The sequence below is a fragment of the Bradyrhizobium macuxiense genome, assembly GCF_001542415.1.
Taxonomy (GTDB): domain Bacteria; phylum Pseudomonadota; class Alphaproteobacteria; order Rhizobiales; family Xanthobacteraceae; genus Bradyrhizobium; species Bradyrhizobium macuxiense.
In genome coordinates this window covers 190,363-209,747 of sequence record NZ_LNCU01000039.1, presented here as the reverse complement: position 1 = coordinate 209,747, position 19,385 = coordinate 190,363, and the positions used below count along the sequence as shown (strand labels likewise).

General features: G+C 60.6%; 18 protein-coding genes and 2 pseudogenes. 10 read left to right on the top strand and 10 right to left on the bottom strand.

Annotated elements, in window-relative coordinates:
- From AS156_RS44280 to ahpD, 4 genes are all read left to right on the top strand, one after another.
- On the top strand, nt 1-2,578 hold a 2,578-nt coding region (locus tag AS156_RS44280; RefSeq protein ID WP_245312732.1), incomplete at its 5' end, for a TIGR02680 family protein.
- The gene (locus AS156_RS11950; RefSeq protein ID WP_066503898.1) at nt 2,575-3,792 is read left to right on the top strand and encodes a TIGR02679 family protein; all 1,218 of its coding nucleotides are present in this window, start codon (nt 2,575-2,577) and stop codon (nt 3,790-3,792) included. The genes AS156_RS44280 and AS156_RS11950, both read left to right, overlap by 4 nt.
- Nucleotides 3,793-4,181: 389 nt before the next feature.
- Nucleotides 4,182-4,736 carry a peroxiredoxin gene (locus AS156_RS11945; protein ID WP_066503896.1) on the top strand — a complete coding sequence of 185 codons (555 nt, stop codon included), beginning with the start codon at nt 4,182-4,184 and terminating at the stop codon, nt 4,734-4,736.
- A gap of 6 nt (nt 4,737-4,742) precedes the next feature.
- A complete protein-coding gene (gene ahpD / locus AS156_RS11940; RefSeq protein WP_066503895.1) occupies nt 4,743-5,288 on the top strand; it encodes an alkylhydroperoxidase, AhpD family in 546 nt (181 codons plus the stop codon).
- A 1,086-nt stretch (nt 5,289-6,374) separates the two neighbouring features.
- Here ahpD and AS156_RS11935 read toward each other — a convergent pair.
- The 9 genes and pseudogenes from AS156_RS11935 to nifH all read right to left on the bottom strand — a co-directional run bounded on the left by AS156_RS11935 (nt 6,375) and on the right by nifH (nt 14,036).
- Nucleotides 6,375-6,671 carry a ferredoxin family protein gene (locus AS156_RS11935; RefSeq protein WP_066503893.1) on the bottom strand — a complete coding sequence of 99 codons (297 nt, stop codon included), beginning with the start codon at nt 6,669-6,671 and terminating at the stop codon, nt 6,375-6,377.
- A gap of 51 nt (nt 6,672-6,722) precedes the next feature.
- Nucleotides 6,723-8,030 carry an FAD-dependent oxidoreductase gene (locus AS156_RS11930; protein ID WP_066503891.1) on the bottom strand — a complete coding sequence of 436 codons (1,308 nt, stop codon included), beginning with the start codon at nt 8,028-8,030 and terminating at the stop codon, nt 6,723-6,725.
- 9 nt (nt 8,031-8,039) lie between these two features.
- Complete coding sequence (locus AS156_RS11925) at nt 8,040-9,149, bottom strand: electron transfer flavoprotein subunit alpha/FixB family protein (RefSeq protein WP_066503890.1); 1,110 nt, start codon at nt 9,147-9,149, stop codon at nt 8,040-8,042.
- Nucleotides 9,150-9,904: 755 nt separating this feature from the next.
- A complete protein-coding gene (locus AS156_RS42805) occupies nt 9,905-10,072 on the bottom strand; it encodes a hypothetical protein (protein WP_160331081.1) in 168 nt (55 codons plus the stop codon).
- Nucleotides 10,073-10,201: 129 nt separating this feature from the next.
- Nucleotides 10,202-10,585, bottom strand: a complete 384-nt coding sequence (nifW, locus tag AS156_RS11920) for a nitrogenase stabilizing/protective protein NifW (protein ID WP_066503889.1) — start codon at nt 10,583-10,585, stop codon at nt 10,202-10,204.
- Between the two features lie 231 nt (nt 10,586-10,816).
- A pseudogene (locus tag AS156_RS11915) lies at nt 10,817-11,825 on the bottom strand (homocitrate synthase/isopropylmalate synthase family protein); the annotation flags it as partial.
- Nucleotide 11,826: 1 nt separating this feature from the next.
- A pseudogene (locus tag AS156_RS44275) lies at nt 11,827-11,970 on the bottom strand (homocitrate synthase); the annotation flags it as partial.
- A gap of 310 nt (nt 11,971-12,280) precedes the next feature.
- Nucleotides 12,281-12,997, bottom strand: coding sequence for a nitrogen fixation protein NifQ (locus tag AS156_RS11910; protein WP_082747454.1), 717 nt, complete (start codon nt 12,995-12,997; stop codon nt 12,281-12,283).
- 154 nt (nt 12,998-13,151) lie between these two features.
- The gene (gene nifH / locus AS156_RS11905; protein WP_066504136.1) at nt 13,152-14,036 is read right to left on the bottom strand and encodes a nitrogenase iron protein; all 885 of its coding nucleotides are present in this window, start codon (nt 14,034-14,036) and stop codon (nt 13,152-13,154) included.
- Between the two features lie 437 nt (nt 14,037-14,473).
- Here nifH and AS156_RS11900 point away from each other — a divergent pair, with 437 nt between their 5' ends.
- From AS156_RS11900 to AS156_RS11890, 3 genes are all read left to right on the top strand, one after another.
- On the top strand, nt 14,474-14,707 hold the full coding sequence (locus AS156_RS11900; protein WP_136626149.1) for a hypothetical protein: 234 nt from the start codon (nt 14,474-14,476) through the stop codon (nt 14,705-14,707).
- Nucleotides 14,708-14,714: 7 nt separating this feature from the next.
- Nucleotides 14,715-15,128 (top strand): ArsC/Spx/MgsR family protein, encoded by a 414-nt coding sequence (locus AS156_RS11895; protein ID WP_066503886.1) that lies wholly within the window; start codon nt 14,715-14,717, stop codon nt 15,126-15,128.
- A gap of 372 nt (nt 15,129-15,500) precedes the next feature.
- Complete coding sequence (locus AS156_RS11890) at nt 15,501-16,241, top strand: OmpW/AlkL family protein (RefSeq protein ID WP_245312730.1); 741 nt, start codon at nt 15,501-15,503, stop codon at nt 16,239-16,241.
- 159 nt (nt 16,242-16,400) lie between these two features.
- Here the strand turns inward: AS156_RS11890 and AS156_RS45605 are convergent, their stop codons facing one another.
- On the bottom strand, nt 16,401-16,523 hold the full coding sequence (locus AS156_RS45605; protein ID WP_283807914.1) for a hypothetical protein: 123 nt from the start codon (nt 16,521-16,523) through the stop codon (nt 16,401-16,403).
- A 1,184-nt stretch (nt 16,524-17,707) separates the two neighbouring features.
- Between AS156_RS45605 and AS156_RS42800 the strand changes: the two genes are divergently transcribed.
- The 3 genes from AS156_RS42800 (at nt 17,708) to AS156_RS42795 (ending at nt 18,659) form a co-directional block, all read left to right on the top strand.
- The gene (locus AS156_RS42800) at nt 17,708-17,866 is read left to right on the top strand and encodes a hypothetical protein (protein WP_160331080.1); all 159 of its coding nucleotides are present in this window, start codon (nt 17,708-17,710) and stop codon (nt 17,864-17,866) included.
- A 35-nt stretch (nt 17,867-17,901) separates the two neighbouring features.
- Nucleotides 17,902-18,327: a hypothetical protein gene (locus AS156_RS11880; protein WP_066503882.1), complete on the top strand. Its 426-nt coding sequence runs from the start codon at nt 17,902-17,904 to the stop codon at nt 18,325-18,327.
- Nucleotides 18,328-18,515: 188 nt separating this feature from the next.
- Nucleotides 18,516-18,659 (top strand): hypothetical protein, encoded by a 144-nt coding sequence (locus AS156_RS42795; protein ID WP_160331079.1) that lies wholly within the window; start codon nt 18,516-18,518, stop codon nt 18,657-18,659.
- Nucleotides 18,660-19,385 lie beyond the last annotated feature (726 nt).

Genomic DNA, 19,385 nt, shown 5'->3' with positions numbered 1-19,385 from the left:
GTGGCGCCGCCATATCGGCGCCTGCGGACATCTCATGGCAATAGCGACCGAGGACGCAGTGGATGCCCTCGTCGAATGGGCTCACTCGCTCGAAGGCGAAAACCCGGCCGCGCGCGAGCTCATAGCCGAGTGCCGACTTGCATACAAACGGCTGACCGAGGCGCTCGCCACGCTGAGACATCAGAAGGCTGCGGTGCGCGCTGAACTGGAATCCATGGCAAAGCAGATCGCGGATCTGCAAACCGGCTCATTCGAGCGCCCTCACATCCCGTACACACGCAGGGCTGATCGCAAGGACCGCAAGGGCCAAGCCTTGTGGCAGGCCGTTGACTTTGTATCGGAGGCCGACGACGGCGTTCGGGCTGGCCTCGAAGCCGCACTTGAGGCATCCGGACTTCTCGACGCGTGGATCCTCCCCGACGGCAGGATGTTCATCGGCGAGACCGAGCATGACGTGTCGCTTGTTTCGAGGCCCTTGGTCACCGGTAGGACCCTCGCCGACTGGCTTGTCCACTGTGGAGAACCGTCGGTCCAGGATGCCGTCGAGACTTTTCTGTGCGCAGTCTCCTGCACCGACATCGACGATGGCGCCGAGATGTGGGTATCGCCGGCCGGCCACTTCCGCCTCGGCGCTCTCTCGGGCACATGGGAGAAATCCCGCGCCACGTACATTGGCCATTCCGCTCGGGAGAGAGCCAGACTGAAAAAGATCGAAGAGCTTGAGGCCACCGCGGCCGCTCTGGGCGAGCAACTTGCCGATCTCGAAACCGCCATCACGAGCAATGCCGCCACGACGGAGGCCATCGAACAGGTCGAGAGGACCTGCCCGTCGGACACCAATCTCCGCAAGTCGCACGACACCGTGCGCTCGGCAACCAACGATCTACACCGGGCCACTGAAAACGTCGCAGCAAGGGCAAACGGTACAGCGGTCGCACGACAGGCTCTGAAAGCGTGCAGTGAGTCCGCCGAGCAGGCCGCGCTCGACACCGCTCTTCCGTGCGACAAGCGGGCTCTCGAACAGGCCCGGATTGCCTGCGATAGCCTCAGCGAAGCCCACCTCGTGGTCGTCGAACATTGCTCGAATTCCATCCGCGCCGCGCAAAACCTTCAAGACACCAACGAGCGTGCGGAAACCGCCCGGAGCCGCCATCGTGCCGCAGCAGAAGACGTCAAAGCCGCGGCGATATCGGCGACATCGGCGCGCGCCATATACGATGCTCTCAAGGAAAGTGTGGGAGCAACCTCCGAACAGTGGGAACGCCGCCTCATTGACGCGCAGAAGCGTCTCAATGATGCCAGGGCCGACGTGGACAGCACGGACGGGCGCCGACTCTCGGCGGTGGCCGTCCATACCCAGGCGGTCGGTGCGCACGAAACTGCGACCCAAGCTTTGGCGACGCGCGTAGAGGAGCGGCAGCGAGCGGCAAGCAATCTGCAAACGCTCGCAGCAACAGGCTTGATGGCCGCCGGCGCCCCCAACGTAGCGTTCCCCGACACCGGCCGGACATGGACGGTCGACGAGACGCGGGGGCTTGCCGCAGAACTGAACCAAGCGCTCAGCGACATCCGCGATAACGAGTGGGACGGCCTGCAGTCCAAAATCTACGGTGAATTCGTCGATCTCCAGAATGCACTCGCTCAACTAGGATACGTCCCCTACAGTAACAATGTCGATGGATTCGGCCTGGTGGTCACCATCGCAGTCCAGAACAAGACCGGACTGTCTCCCGCTGAGGTCCTTGCCCAGGTCGACACCGAGATCACGCAGCGCCGAACCCTTCTCACCGAAAGCGAGACGAAGATTCTGGAGGACCACCTCCAGTCGGAGATGTCCGTCCAAATCCGGAATCTCATCCAGGACGCCGAGCAGTATGTGGACCGTGTGAATGCGGAGATTGAAAAGCGCCCGACCTCAACGGGCACCTATTTCCGCCTAAGGTGGATCCCTCTCACTGAAGCGCAAGGTGCCCCCGCCGATCTGGAGGACGCCCGTAAGCGTCTCCTCAAGACGAACGCGGATCTGTGGACCGAGAATGACAGGCAAGCCATCGGGGCCATGCTGCAGCGACGCATCGAGCAAGAGCGGCTCAAGGCCGAAGAGTCGGGCGGCAGCAGTCTCCGCGAGCAGCTTTCAGCTGCCCTCGACTATCGCCAGTGGCACCGCTTCGTCGTCGAGCGCAATGCAATGGGTAGGTGGATTTCCATTTCTCAGCCTGCCTCCGGCGGCGAACGTGCGTTGGGTCTCACCATTCCCATGTTCGCAGCCGTCGCAAGCTTCTACGGCGACGAGCACAGCACCCGGCCGCGCCTTGTCCTGCTGGACGAAGCGTACGCCGGCATCGACGACGGCGTCCGGGCGCACTGCATGGGCCTGATCCACGAGTTCGATCTGGATTTCGTTATCACGAGCGAGCGCGAATGGGCCTGCTACAAGACGCTTCCGGGCGTCGCGATCTGCCAACTCCAGAGACACGACAAGTTCGACGCAATTCACGTCTCCCGCTGGCGATGGAACGGAAAGACGCGCTCAAGGATGGAAGAGCCGGCGCGGCTGATGTTAAATCGTAGCGCATGATATCAACTATAGACGAACGACTAGTCCGGCTCCTCGGCGGCGCCGAGCTTTCCGATCTGCGCGCGCGGCTGCGCAGGCGCTACGAGCTCGGACCGGCCGATGGCCAGCTCCCATCGATCCAGGTGGGCAAGCTGAACGAAACGGAACGCACCGCACTGGCGTCCCTGGTCGGCCGCAGAGGCGGCGTGGCAGCCTCAATCTCCATCGACGTCAGCGCAGTCGACCGAGCGCTTTCCGATGCCGGTATCGCACCATCCCTTCGAACCGCACTCGAACTTCTTGACGGTCCGATCATCCACCGCGAAACCGAATTGAACAGGATTCGCGAAAGTTGGGCGGCCGTTCTGGCCGGCTGCTCGCACACCGATCTGATCGCCTATTTGGCCTCGCCGCTCAACTTTGGCGTCCTGAAGCGCCTATCAGGCAATCAACCGGATTCCGCGTCCCTTATCTGTAGACAAACCGAAGACATCCTCAGACGGCTTCCCGCTGCGGGAGTACCGCGGGCCCAAATCGCGGCGGAGCATCTGGGAGACGCTCACGGCCTCGACAGCGCCCGCCCGGTCGCCACTCTCACGCTGGCCGTCCTTCGAAGCCGCTCATCGACCGACACAGGCGATGACCGCGATACATGGGCTGCGGTCGGCATCCTGGTGAACGAACTGGCCAAGCCTGCCCTGTTCTTGAATGTGCCGTGCAGCGGATTGCCAGTCTCACCCGGAGAACCACAATACGCATCACTGCGGCTTCTCGCTCGGCGGCCGTCGGAATGGACGGTGGCGAGAAGATCCATTTTGGTGTGCGAGAATCCGAATCTCGTCGCAATCCTCGCCGACCAACTCGGGACCGCCTGCCCTCCGGTCGTTTGCGTCGACGGCCATCTCGGTGCGGCTCAGCGGACCATTCTCAAGCAGCTCAAGGAATCGGGAGCAGACCTTCGGTATCATGGCGACTATGATTGGCCAGGAATTATGATCGCCAACTACGTAATAGCGAAATACGGCGCCGTACCGTGGCACTTCTCAGCGGCAGACTACGTCGCCGCGTCCAAAAGCGTTCCTCAGCTCGCGATACCACTGAGCGGCCGGCCAGTCATCGCTTCATGGGATGCAGATCTCACCGCGGCCATGATAAAGACCGGAATCAAGATCGAAGAAGAGGCCATTGCCGAGCGGATCATTGATCTTTTAGGCAAAGAGTCGCTACACGCCTGACTAAATCCGAGAACGCACTTCTGTCCGGACGATCGACTGCGAGTGCGTCGAGGGTGAGCAGATCTCGTCGGTTCGGCCCTAAGGGAGACTCCCGCGCACGCGATTGCTCCTCACTAATTTACATGCTTATGGCGATTTCAAGGAACCTGCATCGGGGATGCAGAGGCGAGCAACGCTAGGCTCGCGTAGTACGAGGCCAAAGTGCTGCCGAACAAGCCGCGACGGGATTCCTCGAGTGAACGACCAACATGCCAATGGCATCAGATCCCCCACAGCAAGTGTCCCGTTTGCTGCTAGACCAATCGCCTCGCGAGATCACGTGGCACATAGCTTGCTTCGCTCATGGCGGAAGCACGGCTTCCGCCATGAGACGAACTTGGGAGGACAATATGCTTGGAATTGGAAGCAAGTTGCCGTCGTTCGAAATCACAGGCGTAAAGCCTGGCTTTCACGCGCCAGAGGAAGAAGGACAGAGTGCATTCGAAACGTTGACTGAAGACAGCTTTTCCGGGAAATGGAAGATCATCTTCTTCTATCCCAAGGATTTCACGTTCGTCTGCCCGACCGAGATCGCCGAGTTTGCCCGGCTATCCAAGGATTTTGCCGACCGCGATGCGGTCGTGCTTGGTGGCTCGACCGACAACGAGTTCTGCAAGCTCGCCTGGCGACGCGCACATCAGGACCTGCATAATCTGCCGATCTGGCAATTTGCCGATACCACAGGGACGCTGGTCGATGGCCTTGGCGTGCGTTCGCCCGAAGGCGTCGCATACCGCTATACCTTTATAGCTGATCCTGACAACACCATACAACACGTCTATGCGACCAATCTCAATGTAGGCCGCAGTCCCAAGGACACGCTTCGCGTGTTGGACGCGCTGCAGACCGACGAACTATGCCCGTGCAATCGCGAGATCGGCGGCGAAACGCTGAAGGTCGCTTGAGGCAGCATGTCGTCGATCGAGCGGTTGAAGGACCAAATCCCTGACTTCGCAAAGGACATCCGGCTCAACCTGATGTCGATGGTCACCGATGAGACGCTGTCGCCGCAGCGCCAGTACGGGCTATTGCTGGCGAGCGCGATAGCCACCCGCAACCCAGCCGTGATCGCCGCGATGGAATCGGCCGCCGCCGCCGTGATGACGCCAATCGCGGTCGCGGCGGCGAGATCCGCAGCTTCGGTGATGGCGATGAACAACGTCTATTACCGCTTCGTTCACCTCGCCAGCAACCCGGAGTACAAGATGATGCCGGCGCGGCTGCGGATGAACGTGATCAGCAATCCCGGCGTGGACAAGTCCGATTTCGAGCTGTGGTCGCTGGCGGTCTCGGCCATAAACGGCTGCGGCGCCTGTATTGACGCGCACGAGAAGGCGCTGCGTGCGGCAGGCGTCAGTGCTGAGACGATCCAGACTGCGGCGCGTTTTGCCGCCATCGTGCAGTCGGTTGCAGTCGCGATCGAAGCGGCCGGGCACGGCACTGCACAGCCGGGCTGATCTACCCTCTCTCCCATTCTTGCAGATCGGGTGAGAACCTGACGCAGGCTGACCTTACGTCAGATTCTTAGCCCAAAGTTCGTTGCTTTGCGAGTGCCGTCGTTCAGCGCAAGTGTCGAGAGGCGCACTGAAGCTGCGGGTGGATTTCTCAATCAACGACCATCGCAAGCCCGTCGTTTGGCCCTGCTTAATTTGTTCCTTTAGTTTATTATCGTTTTTCTGCACACTGGGTCGGTTAAGCAGACAAACGTTGTGCAGATATCACCCAGCCACGGGTACTGGCTGCAAGGATCTGACGCATCGGCGACCAGCGTATTGTTGTCGACCGGTCGCGCTGCCTCAGCGACGAAAGTCGGCACCGCCGCTGCAAGCGCGACGGCGCTCGCAGTCACAAACAACCATCTTTTCATTCGAGCGTCACCCAATATTCTCCCCAGCTGCCCTGAACCTAACAGCGCGAACGCGGAATGCAAATCTGACGCTACGTCAGGTTTGGCTTAAAGATTGTTACCAAGCGCTCCACAGCGCAGTTCCCGATGGCGTATGAGGCTCGGCTTCCGATCGCGTTCGCGGATCCGGATCTCAGCGATTGAAAGCGGGACTGCGACCGCAGCAAGTTGAGACGCACAAGGTTGTCAGATGCTGCGCTCGGCCATTCCGCTGATGTCGTAGTTGAGGAACGTCTCCCGGTCGCTATCTGGCGGAAGCACTATGGAAGCGGCGCGATGAGCACAGATGGGTATGGCAGGTGACGAGAATTTTCCTTCGCTCTGGTCGCGACGACTTTATTTGTCTTGCGGATATTGACCAAGGATGCCCGTTCGATTGATGCCTGCTTGGTGTAGGCCAGTTTCATATGATCTCGGGAACACCGCGGTCTGTCCCCGCACATATGTGGCCGGTAAAGTTCGAACAGATGGGCGCGTCAGCTCGAGTTGAGAAAGTGGCGCTGCCACGCCTTCGCTGTGCCTGAGTTCGTCGGATTGAGTAACTATGCCGCCTGGCGGCCTCAAGCGAGTGAGATGCGAATTGAAGCCGTGGCGGGATCGTCTCGTTCAATGGCGTCACAGCGCGATCTTTCACCCCTTACCCAAACTTGAATAACACACCATATCCACCACGCGGATAACTCCATTCGATGTCGCCGGTCGGCTCGCCGATGACGCGGCAGGTGCCACACTCGATGCAGCCATCGACAGTGACCTCGACCTGCCCCTTGTCGTTGAGCTCATAGCAGCGTGCGGGGCAGGCTTTCAAAAGTGCAAGGAGTTGCGGCGATGGCGTGGTGTGCGCGCGCACCTTGACGTGGGGTCGGCCGACGTCGACAAGGTATCGGTTGTAGTACAGTTTGTCCTCAACACGCACTGAGGGCTCGGCATTCATGTTTTAGCCTCCTTTGTTCGGCCCGACTTGGTTTGTCCGGCTCGACCTTGGTCAGCGCCATGCGCGAGCGAAACGGAATGCATCGCCGAACAGACCTGTCCAGGACCGCGCCTTCACAAAGGATTTCAAAGTCATCTTCTCCTTCTCGGCCTTCGGCGTACCGTCGACACGCACAAAGTTCTGCATCGCCCTTGAGAGCAGTTGCGGATAGGTGAGGAAGAAGTTTTGCGAATTGGTGTGCATCAGGGTCGGCAAATCCTTGTATTTCTTCAGATCCTTGATGACGAAGGAATCATCCAGCATCTTCTTGTAGAGCGACAGGTTTTTTGCGGTCATGCGATCGCCGCGCGATTTCAGCTGGGAGATTGCTTCGGCGGCGATGCGGCCTGAGGTCATCGCAAGATTGGAACCTTCGCGATGGACGGCGTTGTTGAGCTGCGCCGCGTCCCCTGCCACCACCCAGCCCTCGCCATAGAGCTGCGGGATCGCCTTGTAGCCGCCTTCGGGAATGAGATGTGCGGAATATTCCTTGACCTCGGAGCCTGCGATCAGCGGCGCCACGGAGGGATGCCTCTTGAAGTGATCGAGCAACCCGTAGGGCGTCTCACCGGTGCGCTGGAAGTCGGCGACAAGGCAACCGATACCGAGCGAAATGCACTCCTTGTTGGCATAGATGAAACCCATTCCGGTCATGCCGCGGGAAATGGTGCCTGCGGCTTCGATCACGAGACCCTCGTCGCCCTCGAGATTGAAGCGAGCCTCGATCGTCTCGCGCGGCAGGAAATGCATTTCCTTGACCGCCAATGCCACCTTGTCGGGCTCCGGCCGCGCGCGCAGGCCCGCACGCGTCCCAAGCAGGCCATTAACCCCTTCGGCCAGCACCACGACGTCGGCGTGTATCTCGCCGTCGCGGCGATCTGTATGAACACCGATCACCCTTCCACGATCGTCTCGTGCGAGCTCGGTAACTGTCGTCTCGCATAATACGGTCGCGCCGGCCTCCCGCACTTTTGACGAGAACCACTTGTCGAACTGCGCGCGAATGATGGTATAGCGGTTGGGGCGCTCCTCATTGAAGTCCTCGGAGCGATACTGCATGCCGAGGTGGGAGCGGTCGTCCATCATCCAGAACCGCTGCTCGACCAGGTGGCGTTCGAGCGGCGCCTCGTCGCGGAAGTCCGGTATCAGCTTTTCCATCATGTCGGCATAGAGGATTGCACCCTGCACATTCTTCGATCCGGCATATTCGCCCCGCTCGAGCTGCAGGACCTTCATGCCGCGCTTGGCCAGGGTCAGTGCCGCCGCGTTGCCTGCCATCCCGGCGCCAACGACGATTGCGTCGAACCTCTCATCGATCATGACAATCTCCTAGCTCGCGATCCGCGCGCGCGAATGCGGCAAAAGCCGCGCGCGAAATGCGGCCGTCAGCGCCGGCAACAATTGCAGGGCGTCGTTGATGATGGCGATATGGGCGAAATCGAATATCGGCGCATTCTTGTCAGTATTGATCGCGACGATCAGATCTGCGCCCTCGACGCCGACCCTATGCTGAATCGCGCCGGATATGCCAGCGGCGATATAGAGCTTTGGCCGAATGGTCTTGCCGGTCTGACCGATCTGCCGGTCAGTCGAGACCCAGCCCTTTTGCACCAGAGGACGCGAGCAACCATACTCGGCGCCGAGGACCGTTGCGAGCTGGCGCACCAGGTGGAAGTTGTCCTGCGATCCCAGTCCCAAGCCGCCTGCGACCACGACATCGGCGTAGGCAAGATTGGACGTTTCGGAATCGCGGTCCGGAATGAACGACAGCACCTTGGTGACGATATCATCTTCAATGAGACCGAGCGGATGGATAACGATGCGGGACGCATCGCGCTCGACACGTTCGGGCATCGGCATGACGCGCGGGCGGACGGTTGCCATCTGCGGCCGGTAATTCAAGGTGTAAATCGTGCAAAGCAGCGAGCCGCCAAAGGTCGGACGTGTGGCCGCAAGCGAACCATCAGCGTCAACGTCGAGCTCGGTGCAGTCGGCAGTCAGCCCTGTCAGAAGCGTCGTCGCGACAGATCCCGCCAGATCACGGCCGAGCGTCGTGGCGCCGAGCAGCAGGATTTCGGGCTTGTAGGCGTTGACAAGTTCGGTCAGCGCCTTGGTATAGGATTCATTGCGATACTCCGACAGAATGTTGTCGGGCACGAGATAGCTCAGATCGGCGCCATAGCAGAACGATTCAAGCGCGGCATTGCGCGTCGCCTCCCCCTCCGGACCGATTACGATTGCGGCGAGATTAACCTTCAGCTTGTCGGCAAGCCTGCGGCCCGCGCCCATGAGCTCCCAGGATACGGGATGTACCTGGCCGCGCTCCTGCTCGACGAAGACCCAGACGTGCTTATAGGCCTTAAAGTGCTCCGGCAATTCTCTTTTGGCTGCGGCACGGCCGCCTACGGCCGGCATGGCAGCTTTGGTGACGTTGCTCATACCTTTGAATTCCCTCAGAACCAGCGCGCCTGCGCCACAAGATCGCGCTCTCGCTTCGATTGCCCCTTGAAGATGGATTGATCAGCGCCGGACCGGCTTCTTGGCTGCCGCCATCGGCTCCGCCGTTCCGGTTTGGCCCCAGCGCAAAAAGGAGCGCTCGGCGATCGCCGGTTGCCGCACAGGTCACGTTTCGACAGGTCATGTTTGAAGATGTCCTTGGCTCCGGCCTCCTCCGCGCCCCATATCGCGACCGGCGCCCGCGCCCGCCGCACGGCGTCGTGCGTGCTGCCGCGGCCAGTCCCGCTCATCGCTTCCAGAAGGGTTGACCAGGCAGCTCCGATTTGTGCGCAACACTCGCGCGCCGCCCTCGACGTGGCGCTACGCGCTGACTGTGGCGAGCGCGTTAATCTTGCCGACGAACCCGTCATGCAATTGGTGCACGTCTTCCGGTGCAAAGAAATCGCACACCACCATGATGACTGACCCTCCCGGCACATGATGCTGCTGGTCGTGGGGTGTTGGAAGATGAGCGCAAAATCAGTAACTTGCTCGATGCAGACGGCCGTATGCATGCCTTCTCCGGACGGTCGTGTGGATGCTTGAGCTATCGATGGATCGGCATCTTTCGGTCAATCCCTGATCTCAATTGCACCGAAGGCAATTTCGAACGGAGCTTCGCGTGAGCATGAGCCATGAAATGATCGCGGCACTGGGAGTGAGCAGCAAACGCAACGTCATTTGTCTTCCTCCAAATCTCATCTGGAACAAAAGTCGGCAGGCTCATCGTCGGCGACAGACTTGGCAGCAGAACAGCAAGTGTCGTACCAGTCCCGGCGCCATTGAAAATCAAAAGTCAAAACAATGGCTTGAGATGTTTTGGCGAAGATGACCCCGAACGTCACCGGCACGACAACTTCTGACATGGTCGCAAATCCGACAACGCAGCTTTGCTTACTCGTGCAGCGAGTTGAGCTTGATGAAGACGAAGACCGCAAACCTGGGCCGTAACGACAAGGGCGCGGGAACAAGCCGCACCGAGTGTGACGGCGCGGCTACTTCAGAACACTCAATGGCACGAAGGCGGGCCTCTTGGGTTCTGCGTTCTTGTGCTCTGCGTTCTTGTGCTCTGCGTTCTTGGGCTCTGCGACAGCATCCCTCAACACCTTGAATACGCGCTGGTCGATCGGTGACGACACCACGAAATCGGCATAGGCCTGCTCCAGCATTGCCTTGCACCGGGCCATGACCTCTGGTTCCGAGACGCCGGCGAATTGTTCTTTGGCGAGATGTTGCCCCATACGCCCCAGGATATGCAGGCGTGCGACGTCGAGGATCTTGGGATCGTAGCCGACGTCAAGGAGCGCAAAAAACTCCTCTGCTGAAGCGGCCGCGTTGAGCCGCTCCATGATGCCAGCTGTCGCCGGTGTGTCGCTCATCGAAAACTCTCCCTTCGGTTAAGCCGCCGGCGTGCGATCGGGCCCCGGCACAGCCGCAGAATCCTGCCGCCCCTTAGCCTTGCAGAGCCCCAACGTATCGGCCAACGGCCAACCAAGGCTTCGGAAACGCGAGGTCGGTCGAGTAGCACTGGATCGCCTTCACGAGGCACCGCGCGGGGTCGGACACCCGGACGCCGGCGATGGCCGGCGGGGACAATGCTGGACATGGCATCACGCGCGATGGCTCAATGAGCGTTCACAGACGTCGCGCCAAATCGCAACCAATGTCTCGCGCTCAACCGGCAGCTTGTTCTCAACGGCATATTTCCGCACCCGCGACAGAATCTGTCTTGCCTCATCGGCGTTCGCAGCAAGCTGCAATTCGTCGAGCAGCGTTGTGATCGCCGAAAGTCCAGAATGTTTTCCGATCACAAAACGGTTGGAGCGACCTAGCAAACGCGGGTCAAGCCACTGATAGGTGCGTTGATCCTTCAACAGACCGTCGACATGAATACCGGATTCGTGAGTGAATACATGCCCACCCACGATCGCCTTGTTCAGAGGAATCGCACGTGCTGCCGCGGCCGCGACCACCGCGGCGACGTTCTCGAGCTCCGGCAGTATGATGGTGGTCTGTCGTCCGTAGAGCTGTTTTAGCGCGACTGCGACCTCCTCCAGCGGCGCGTTGCCCGCACGCTCGCCGAGCCCAATGACCGTCACCGAGGCATGGCTCGCACCGGCTTTGATGGCAGCGAGCGTGTTGGCGGTCGCAAGCCCGAGATCGTCGTGGCCGTGAAACTCGAGCTCAAGATCGGTGGCCGCACGTAAATGCCCGACCAGCGCGCAAGTTGAATCTGGATCAAGCACGCTGAGCGTATCGGCAATGCGAAAGCGCCGCGCACCTGCCGCCTTTGCAGTTGCGGCCAGGGTGATGAGAAACTCGACATCGGCACGGGAGGAGTCCTCGCCGCCAACAGCGACCTTGAGCCCCCGCTCACAGGCGTAGCCAACTACTCGCTTCATCTGCTCCAGCGCCAATTCGCGATTTCCGCCAATCTTGGCCGCGATCTGCACGTCGGAGGCCGGGATCGACATGTTGACCATGGATACCTTCGCCTCGATCGCCGCATCGACATCGGCCTCTCGCATCCGGCACCAGCCAATGGTGGTGAGCGGGAGACCGGCTTCGACAATGGCGCGGATCGCGGCGATCTCCTCGCTGCCCATGGCGGGCGTCCCCNCCCCGCCTCGACTTCGGTGACCCCGGCCCGCTCCAGCGCCCGCGCGATCGCCAGCTTTTCGTCGGCGGTAAACGCAACGCCAGGCGCCTGCTCGCCGTCGCGCAATGTCGTGTCGTTGAGCACGATCGGCTTGGCCGGTGCCATCTCGGACCAGGACGGTTTGGCAACAGTTGCGGCAGCGATCACGGGAAACTCCTTGCTATGTCTGACCACGGAATGTGCTTCAGCAACCGGCATGCCACGCCGGCGGCTACATCAAACGATTGACCGATATATGGTTTTTGTCGGGATTGGATTGTCGCAAACGCGACAGTTGCAGAGCGGACGCGTCAAATTGACTTGGCTAGCTGGGCCGGGATTAGAGCCGAGCTTACCACACGGGTCGCCCGCTCGTCGCGAAGCCTGGGCAGTCATCGACCGGAAAGCTGGCCAACAGACGATTTCTACGCCCGCCTCAGATCGGCCAGTCGCCGTCGACGATCGGGCTCGCCGCCTGCAACAGAACGGCGCGCCGGCGCTCGGCCATCCGGCTCTCGCCGCTTTCATCGCCAAAGCAGACGATGAAGTCGTTACATTGCGTGCACACCGGCGTTGTACACATCACGAGGCCCTCGTCCTCGCATAGCGTGCGATAGAAGAATCGTTTCCATCGCATATTGTTGATATTGCACGCCGCGAGCGGCGCGAAATGGCGGCTTAGAAGCCGAGAGAGTTCGCCTCGGTTACGCAGTCCGAGGTCTTCCCATAAGTGGTCTGGCTCGATGGCGCGTCGGGCGATCATTGCAGCCAGCCAGCGGCCGATATCCCCTTCCGTCGACCGTCGCGCGAGCAAGAGATCACGCACCACTGCGACCTCGTCGGTCACATTGGACTTGAAATACGCGAGCGACTGTTCGGCTTTGAGTTCAATCGACGAGAAGTACTGATCCAGCAATGCCGCCAGTTCATGGTCTGTCAGGCCGGCTTTTTCGACAAGTGAGCCACCATCCATTGCGGCAGCCGCCAGAATAGATGCCAGCACGTGTCGATCGAAATCGCTGTCGGCGGCTATCTCGGCGTCTTCGGGGAGAACTCCAGTGAGCAGGCGATAGGTTGCAATACCTTTATGCACGTCTTCGCTCGCCCCGATCGCACAATCAACCGACCGCAGAGGCAACTTCGCTTCAAACATGCCGGCCTTTCCACCGCGGGTCCAAGTATGCTCCGCCGCATCCCAACCCTGTCAGGGCGTCTCGCGCCGGAATGCCGGTCTCCCGGGATGGGGGGGGAACTGGGGGAGACCGGCACCCGCTCGCGCGCCCTTACGAGGCCACGAGTCGCCACCCTTACGAGGCAGCGAGTTCGGCGGCGGTCTTGCCGATAACTGACTCGTCAACCGCCTTCATAATGCCGTGCTCCATCAGCATGTCCTCGAGTTCGTCCATGGAGATCGGCGTCGGGATGACGCCTTTGCCGCCATTGTTGTGGACCTTGGTCGCGAGCTTGCGATAGTGATCGGCCTGCTGAGAGTCTGGCGCATACTCCAGCACCGTCATCCGGCGCAATTCCGCATGCTGGACGATGTTGTCGCGAGGCACGAAATAGATCAGCGTGGTTCCTAGCTTCTTGGCCAGCGCGTCCGCCAGTTCCAACTCCTTATCGGTCTGCCGCTCGTTGCAGACCAGGCCGCCCAGCCGCACACCGCCAGAATTGGCGTATTTCAGAATGCCCTTGGAGATATTGTTGGCGGCGTACATCGCCATCATCTCACCGGACATCACGATGTAGATCTCCTGTGCCTTGTTCTCGCGGATTGGCATCGCAAAGCCGCCGCAGACAACGTCGCCGAGCACGTCATACGAGACATAGTCGATGCCCTCGTAAGCCCCGTTCTCCTCCAGGAAGTTGATCGAGGTGATGACGCCTCGCCCCGCACAGCCGACACCCGGCTCGGGCCCGCCCGACTCCACGCAGCGGATGTCCTTGTAGCCGATCTTCATCACGTCTTCGAGTTCGAGATCCTCGACACTTCCTGCGTTCGCTGCCAGACTCAAGATCGTGTCCTGCGCCTTGGCGTGCAGGATCAGGCGGGTCGAGTCGGCCTTTGGATCACAGCCCACGATCAGGATCTTTTGACCCATCTCGGCGAGCGCTGCCAGCGTGTTCTGCGAGGTGGTCGATTTGCCGATGCCACCCTTGCCGTAGAATGCGATTTGCCTCAGTGAAGACATGTTGCTCTCCATCAACCGATTTGCCAAACATTGCGCGCTGCTCTTGCGCGCGAGCTTTGTTTCCTGCTCAGAAACGGGGGCCCACGGGTTCAAGGGAAGGAGAGCATCGCTCGTCTTTTGCGTCTGCGTGCACTCAGCCCTCACTCAGTGTTGCGTCATCCCTATAGCAACGGCCGTGCCAGCCCCTGTCCGCGCTCGTTAAGCGTCTGAATACGTGTTGCAAACCCACGCACCTGCGAATGATCCCGGCTTATCCAGCGGAAGGTCACGGCTGTTTTGTAGCTGACAGGACTTGAGCCCGCCTGTCGGAAACCGAACAGGCCTCGTAAGCATCAAACGGGTCAAGGCCGCCTTGCCGCCGGCTGCTTCGACGCGTTCAAGCGTGGAACGGGAATTGCCAATCGGTCTTTGCGGTGAATCGTTGGCGGAGCGCGACAATGCAGGTCGGGAGCGAAATATCCAAGGGGATGGACGAGCGGTCGATGTACGTGATCGATGATGACGTGGCCGCCCGCGCGGCCCTGCAATGCACGTCGTATGATAGGATCGAGACGCACCAGCTTGCAGCGCCGGAACACGCTCTTGGCAAGGGCGATTGGCCGGAACCGGATGTGGTGCCGCTCGGCGATGGCGGCGTCACACCGATCGCTCAGCCTGGCGCGCTCGAATAGATGCGCCATGGCAACGATCATCTTCTATCAAAAGAGTGGCTGCGTCACCAACGCCCGACAAATCCGCTCATTGACGGCCGCGGGCCATCGCGTGATTGTCAAAGATATCTTGAAAGAGCCGTGGTGCACGCGGGAACTGCGCTCGTTCTTCGGACACATGCCCGTCGCATCCTGGTTCAGTCCCTCCGCGCCGCGCATCAAGTCGGGCGAAGTTAATCCCGACACGATCGATGCGGCGAGCGCACTTGCGCGGATGCTCGGCGATCCACTTTTGATCCGACGCCCCCTGATCGACGCTGACGGTGCAAGATGCGCGGGATTCAATTGTGAGCTCGTGCTGTCGCTGCTTGGGCGGACCGCGCAGGATGATCTCGAAGGATGCTCGCGCGAGGGAACTTGCATGGACTGTCCACCCAAGTGAGGCGATTGCACAAATTCTGGTCATGGCAGAGAACAAGTCAGACGCTCTCTCTTTCTTCAATGGCACGAGCGATCCGCAAAGCTCACGCTGCGAAGATTGGAAGATGGGAGGCCTCTATCGACCGCTGCAGATGTGGCGAGACTGCTCCGGGCGGATTTTCGCTTCGCGCATAAGACAAACTTGCAGCGCAAACGAGGGGATACGACGGCGCGGCGGCAAGATTGGAACGCTCCGTGTGCTCCTGCTGTGACTTGGCGACTTAATTGCGTCGAAGACCCAGCCGATTTGATCCGCATCAAATCCTTTGCCATCCCGCTCATGTGACAGAGGGCTCGCGTGAGTATCCACGCGAACTTTGGAATGGAGACTTTGATGAGAGCAAGAACAATTCTGACGAAGGCATCGCTGCTCGTGCTTGCAGCATCGGTCGCCGGAGGCACCATGTCGTCGGCACAGGCTGCGGATCTCGCACCGGCGCAAGTCTACGCTAGACCGCCAGTGGTCGAACCCTTCAATCCCCTAATGATCCGCCTGCGCGTGCTCGGCGTGCTGCCGGATTCAGAAGGCAGCTCGGTCAATGTCGGCGCCATCCCGCCTCTGTCGTCACCGAATTCTGGGCTCTCGATCAGCGATCGGGTCGTACCGGAGCTCGACATCACCTATTTCTTCACCCCCAACATCTCCGCTGAACTCATTCTCGCCGTGACCAGGCATCACATCAGCGGCACTGGGACGCTGAGCGGGCTTGATATCGGCAAGACCTCACTGTTGCCGCCGACGCTGACCCTTCAATACCACTTCACCGGCTTCGGCCCGTTCAAGCCGTATATCGGCGCCGGCATCAACTACACCGCGTTCCTCTCCCAATCCGCAGCTAGGACGCCGATCGCGGGCCTGGTGGTGACGGATTTGCACGTCAACAACACAGTCAGCCCCGCGATTCAATTCGGCTTCGACTACATGGTCGATCGTCATTGGGGCCTCAACTTTGACGTGAAGAAGTTGTGGTTGCGGCCGGATTATTCGGCGACCGTAAACGGTACGATCCCCGTCACGGGGCGCGCTAATATCGACCCATGGCTGATCAGCGGCGGCGTCACGTATAAGTTCTGAGTAAAGAGCACGATCCAAAAAAGTCGAACAGATTTGCTTAAACGAGGGGGGCGAGCGAGGTGACGATTCGAAGAAGCGTCATCACGTGCAGCGCCGGGAGCCGGGCCCGACGCCGCATCCGCTTCGGTTGTGTGCGATTGACGAAGCCAGCACGAGGGATCACGCCTGTTCATCTGGATGAATCGTGATGTGCATGATTTCGTTGGTATCCTCGGATGAACCGGGAGACCGACTGTCCTCGAGCAGCTTGAGGTCACACGGGCAGACGTCGGTGTCGGCCAAGACGAGCACCACCCGCTCAAGGGCTTTTCCATTCGCAACGCAAAGGAACACTGCTCGGGTGTGCTCCGTAATTCAGCGTCGGTGGCCGGACTCGCGGCCATGTCGGGCAATGCCGCCGTGTCCGAAGTTCCTGCGCTATCAGCTGGAACTCAGTCTAGCGTGATAGCGGCGCTAGGCATTCCGAAGCTAAAGAATTGGCAGGACTTCCAGCGCGGATACGTGGTCCTCTTCCAGGCCGAGCTAAAGGACCACACGCGCGGCAGTACGGGCGCCATGGCCAGAAGCGGGGCGGAATCGACATCCTCGCTCGCCGCGACGGGATTCACGACCACTTCGTCGGGATCCAGTGCGGCCGATACGACGTACCGCTAACGAAGGCGGCGATCCTCAAGGACTGCAGGGATGCGCTTGCGATCAAGGCCGGGCCCAAGGAAATCATGTTCACGACGTGCCCCAGCGACACCAAAGCGACGGACGCGGCGATTGAGGTCGAAAGCGAGCTCAGAGCCGAAGGGCACGACCTGAGCCACGTCACCTGCCGTCGATACGACTGCCAGAACGACGTTTTTGTCGACGTGAACCCCGCTTCGGACGCATGCCGAACCTGAAGACGCTGACTGACGAGGAATGGCGCAAGGCCGGCACCGACGGTTTCGACATCGTCGGCAACGGCAAACCGGTCATCGAGGTCTCCCTCGAAGATCTGCAGGCTACTTTTCCGTACTCGCGGGCCGCCAAGGAAGGGCCGCAGGCCATCTTCGGCCGCGTCTACCAGACCCTCGAATTCGGGCGGGAGGACAAGCCCTGCGACCCGTGCGCGACTTGGTCGGCACCTTCATCTTGCAAAACTTCCCGGCGGTCCCGGCGACGTGTGTTCGGCAAACCGGTCGAAGTGAGGCGGCCACATTCCATTCGGACGCTCTCCCTGAAAGCCGGGTTGCATCCCAAGCGGTTGAGAAAGGTCCTCTCGTCGGCGGGAATGCTCAAAGCGCCGACCTGCTCGCGGACGGGAATTGCCTCGTCGACGCCCAGAAGAGCGTTTCCCTCAGACGGCGGCCGCCGCCCCGCTGTCGCTGCTGGAGGCCGGCGAATACATCAAACGCGCCTCGGGTGCAGCGGGCCCTCTTGTACCGCTCCGGCATCCTTAAGCCCCGCCTCAAGGCCGCAGATCACGGCGGCGTCGCATGTTCGCGCCCGAGGACCTGGACGAATTCCTTGGTCGCCTGCTGGACGGCGCTGCGCCGGTCAAGGCCGCAGCCAGCCTGGCCGACATGCCTAGCGCCGCCAAGAAGGCCTGCTGCAGGCCACCGCGATCGTTCCGGCGCTTCTCGACGGGCGCCTGACGCGCAAGGCGCCCATCGCTGGCGAGCGCGACTACATGGCCGTCCTGGTCGATGTCGAAGAGGTCCGGACGCTGACCCGAGTAGCCAATCATGGCGGGCTCACCGGCGAGGCTCGCGAGGAACGTCTGCAGACCGCCGATCGCGTCGTCAGCAAACTGATCGCCGGCGGGCACCTCAAGACCGTCACTGTCGTGACCTCCGTCAACCGCTGCCCGACCGCGGTCGTCCCGATCGAAGAGGTCGAGCGGTTCGAGCAGGAATTCGTGTCGCTGTTTGTGCTGGCGAAGCAACGCGGACGGCATTTCCGGGCGGTCAAGAAAGAGCTCGATACAGCGGGCGTGAAGCCGGCACCGGACCCGGACCAGATCGGGGTGACGTACTATCGCCGCCGTGAGATCGCCGCCAAAGGCACAGCGAACCGGCAACCAGCAGGGAAAGGAATCCAAGTGACCTACACGTAGGCTCAATTCAAGGCGGCCCACCGCGCCGGATCATGACTGCGCTAGGCCCATCTTCCTCGAGGCGCTCGACGTGATGCAGAACTATTCGGCCTTCCAGGCAATCGTCATGCTCAACGACGGGGAGCGCGGACGTTTCACGAAGGCCGCGCGCCGCTACGCACACGTCTGCAGTCCCAAGGGAACGCGAATTGCTGAAGGGCATCCTACTTTTGATTGACTTCGCCCACGTGGCCGACGAGATCTCGGCGGGCGAAGTATACGGCAACGTGACCCGCTGTGGCTGGCCTTCCCGGGAGGCGCTCGCCGCTTGCGTTCTGAACGCGGGTTGGTGATGGGGACCGGCAAACGTCGATGATAATGAACGGTACGTCTTGCCGGTACCATTTTGCTATGCCGCAGTTGTAACGAGTCCTGTTGCAGGAGGGGCCAGGGAGATCTCCGGAATAATACGGTTCTGCATAGCCGCAGTTGCGATTCAGGAAGACGCTCGTTGACATAGTGGGAAACGTACTTACGTGACGTTCATTGCGGGCAGGACCACTGGAGGAAAAATGTCAGGCCATGGGAAGGAAAGTGGAGGGCATGACCACCACGAGCACGAAAAACACCACCACGACCACGACAAGCATCACCACGACCACCATCCTCCAGGCCCCCCGCCGAAACCGCCAGGACCGCCGGAGCCTCCGAAGCCGCCGCCGCGCCGCGTTGGCTGAATGATGCTAGCTCCTCCGGAGCAGCAGGATAGTCCCCGCCCCCACTGGGACCGGCGTTTTCCAGGCCGGTTTCAGTGGGAGCTGGATGCATTTGCTGAAGCGGAAATTGCTCCGTCAATCGATCCAGAGGCGTTAGCGAGTGGCCGGCTCGACTTGAGCTTTGAATGGCCCATGGGCGATAAACGCATCCCGCTTCGGGCCGTCTACCCGGATAGCTATCCTCGCCTTCGTCCGCATGTTTATCTCACGGACCCGAGTTTCTTTCCGAAGCGGCATTACTCGCCGCTCGACGGGAATCTATGCCTCCTTGGACGGGATACACGCCAGTGGTCGTCGAGTTGG

Bases quoted from the DNA above. Each gene is read 5' to 3' on its own strand.
- AS156_RS11950 (WP_066503898.1), top strand. From the start codon at position 2,575: ATGATATCAACTATAGACGAACGACTAGTCCGGCTCCTCGGCGGCGCC.
- AS156_RS11945 (WP_066503896.1), top strand. From the start codon at position 4,182: ATGCTTGGAATTGGAAGCAAGTTGCCGTCGTTCGAAATCACAGGCGTA.
- ahpD (WP_066503895.1), top strand. From the start codon at position 4,743: ATGTCGTCGATCGAGCGGTTGAAGGACCAAATCCCTGACTTCGCAAAG.
- AS156_RS11935 (WP_066503893.1), bottom strand. From the start codon at position 6,671: ATGAATGCCGAGCCCTCAGTGCGTGTTGAGGACAAACTGTACTACAAC.
- AS156_RS11930 (WP_066503891.1), bottom strand. From the start codon at position 8,030: ATGATCGATGAGAGGTTCGACGCAATCGTCGTTGGCGCCGGGATGGCA.
- AS156_RS11925 (WP_066503890.1), bottom strand. From the start codon at position 9,149: ATGAGCAACGTCACCAAAGCTGCCATGCCGGCCGTAGGCGGCCGTGCC.
- AS156_RS42805 (WP_160331081.1), bottom strand. From the start codon at position 10,072: ATGTCAGAAGTTGTCGTGCCGGTGACGTTCGGGGTCATCTTCGCCAAA.
- nifW (WP_066503889.1), bottom strand. From the start codon at position 10,585: ATGAGCGACACACCGGCGACAGCTGGCATCATGGAGCGGCTCAACGCG.
- AS156_RS11910 (WP_082747454.1), bottom strand. From the start codon at position 12,997: ATGTTTGAAGCGAAGTTGCCTCTGCGGTCGGTTGATTGTGCGATCGGG.
- nifH (WP_066504136.1), bottom strand. From the start codon at position 14,036: ATGTCTTCACTGAGGCAAATCGCATTCTACGGCAAGGGTGGCATCGGC.
- AS156_RS11900 (WP_136626149.1), top strand. From the start codon at position 14,474: ATGCAGGTCGGGAGCGAAATATCCAAGGGGATGGACGAGCGGTCGATG.
- AS156_RS11895 (WP_066503886.1), top strand. From the start codon at position 14,715: ATGGCAACGATCATCTTCTATCAAAAGAGTGGCTGCGTCACCAACGCC.
- AS156_RS11890 (WP_245312730.1), top strand. From the start codon at position 15,501: ATGAGAGCAAGAACAATTCTGACGAAGGCATCGCTGCTCGTGCTTGCA.
- AS156_RS42800 (WP_160331080.1), top strand. From the start codon at position 17,708: ATGTTCGCGCCCGAGGACCTGGACGAATTCCTTGGTCGCCTGCTGGAC.
- AS156_RS11880 (WP_066503882.1), top strand. From the start codon at position 17,902: ATGGCCGTCCTGGTCGATGTCGAAGAGGTCCGGACGCTGACCCGAGTA.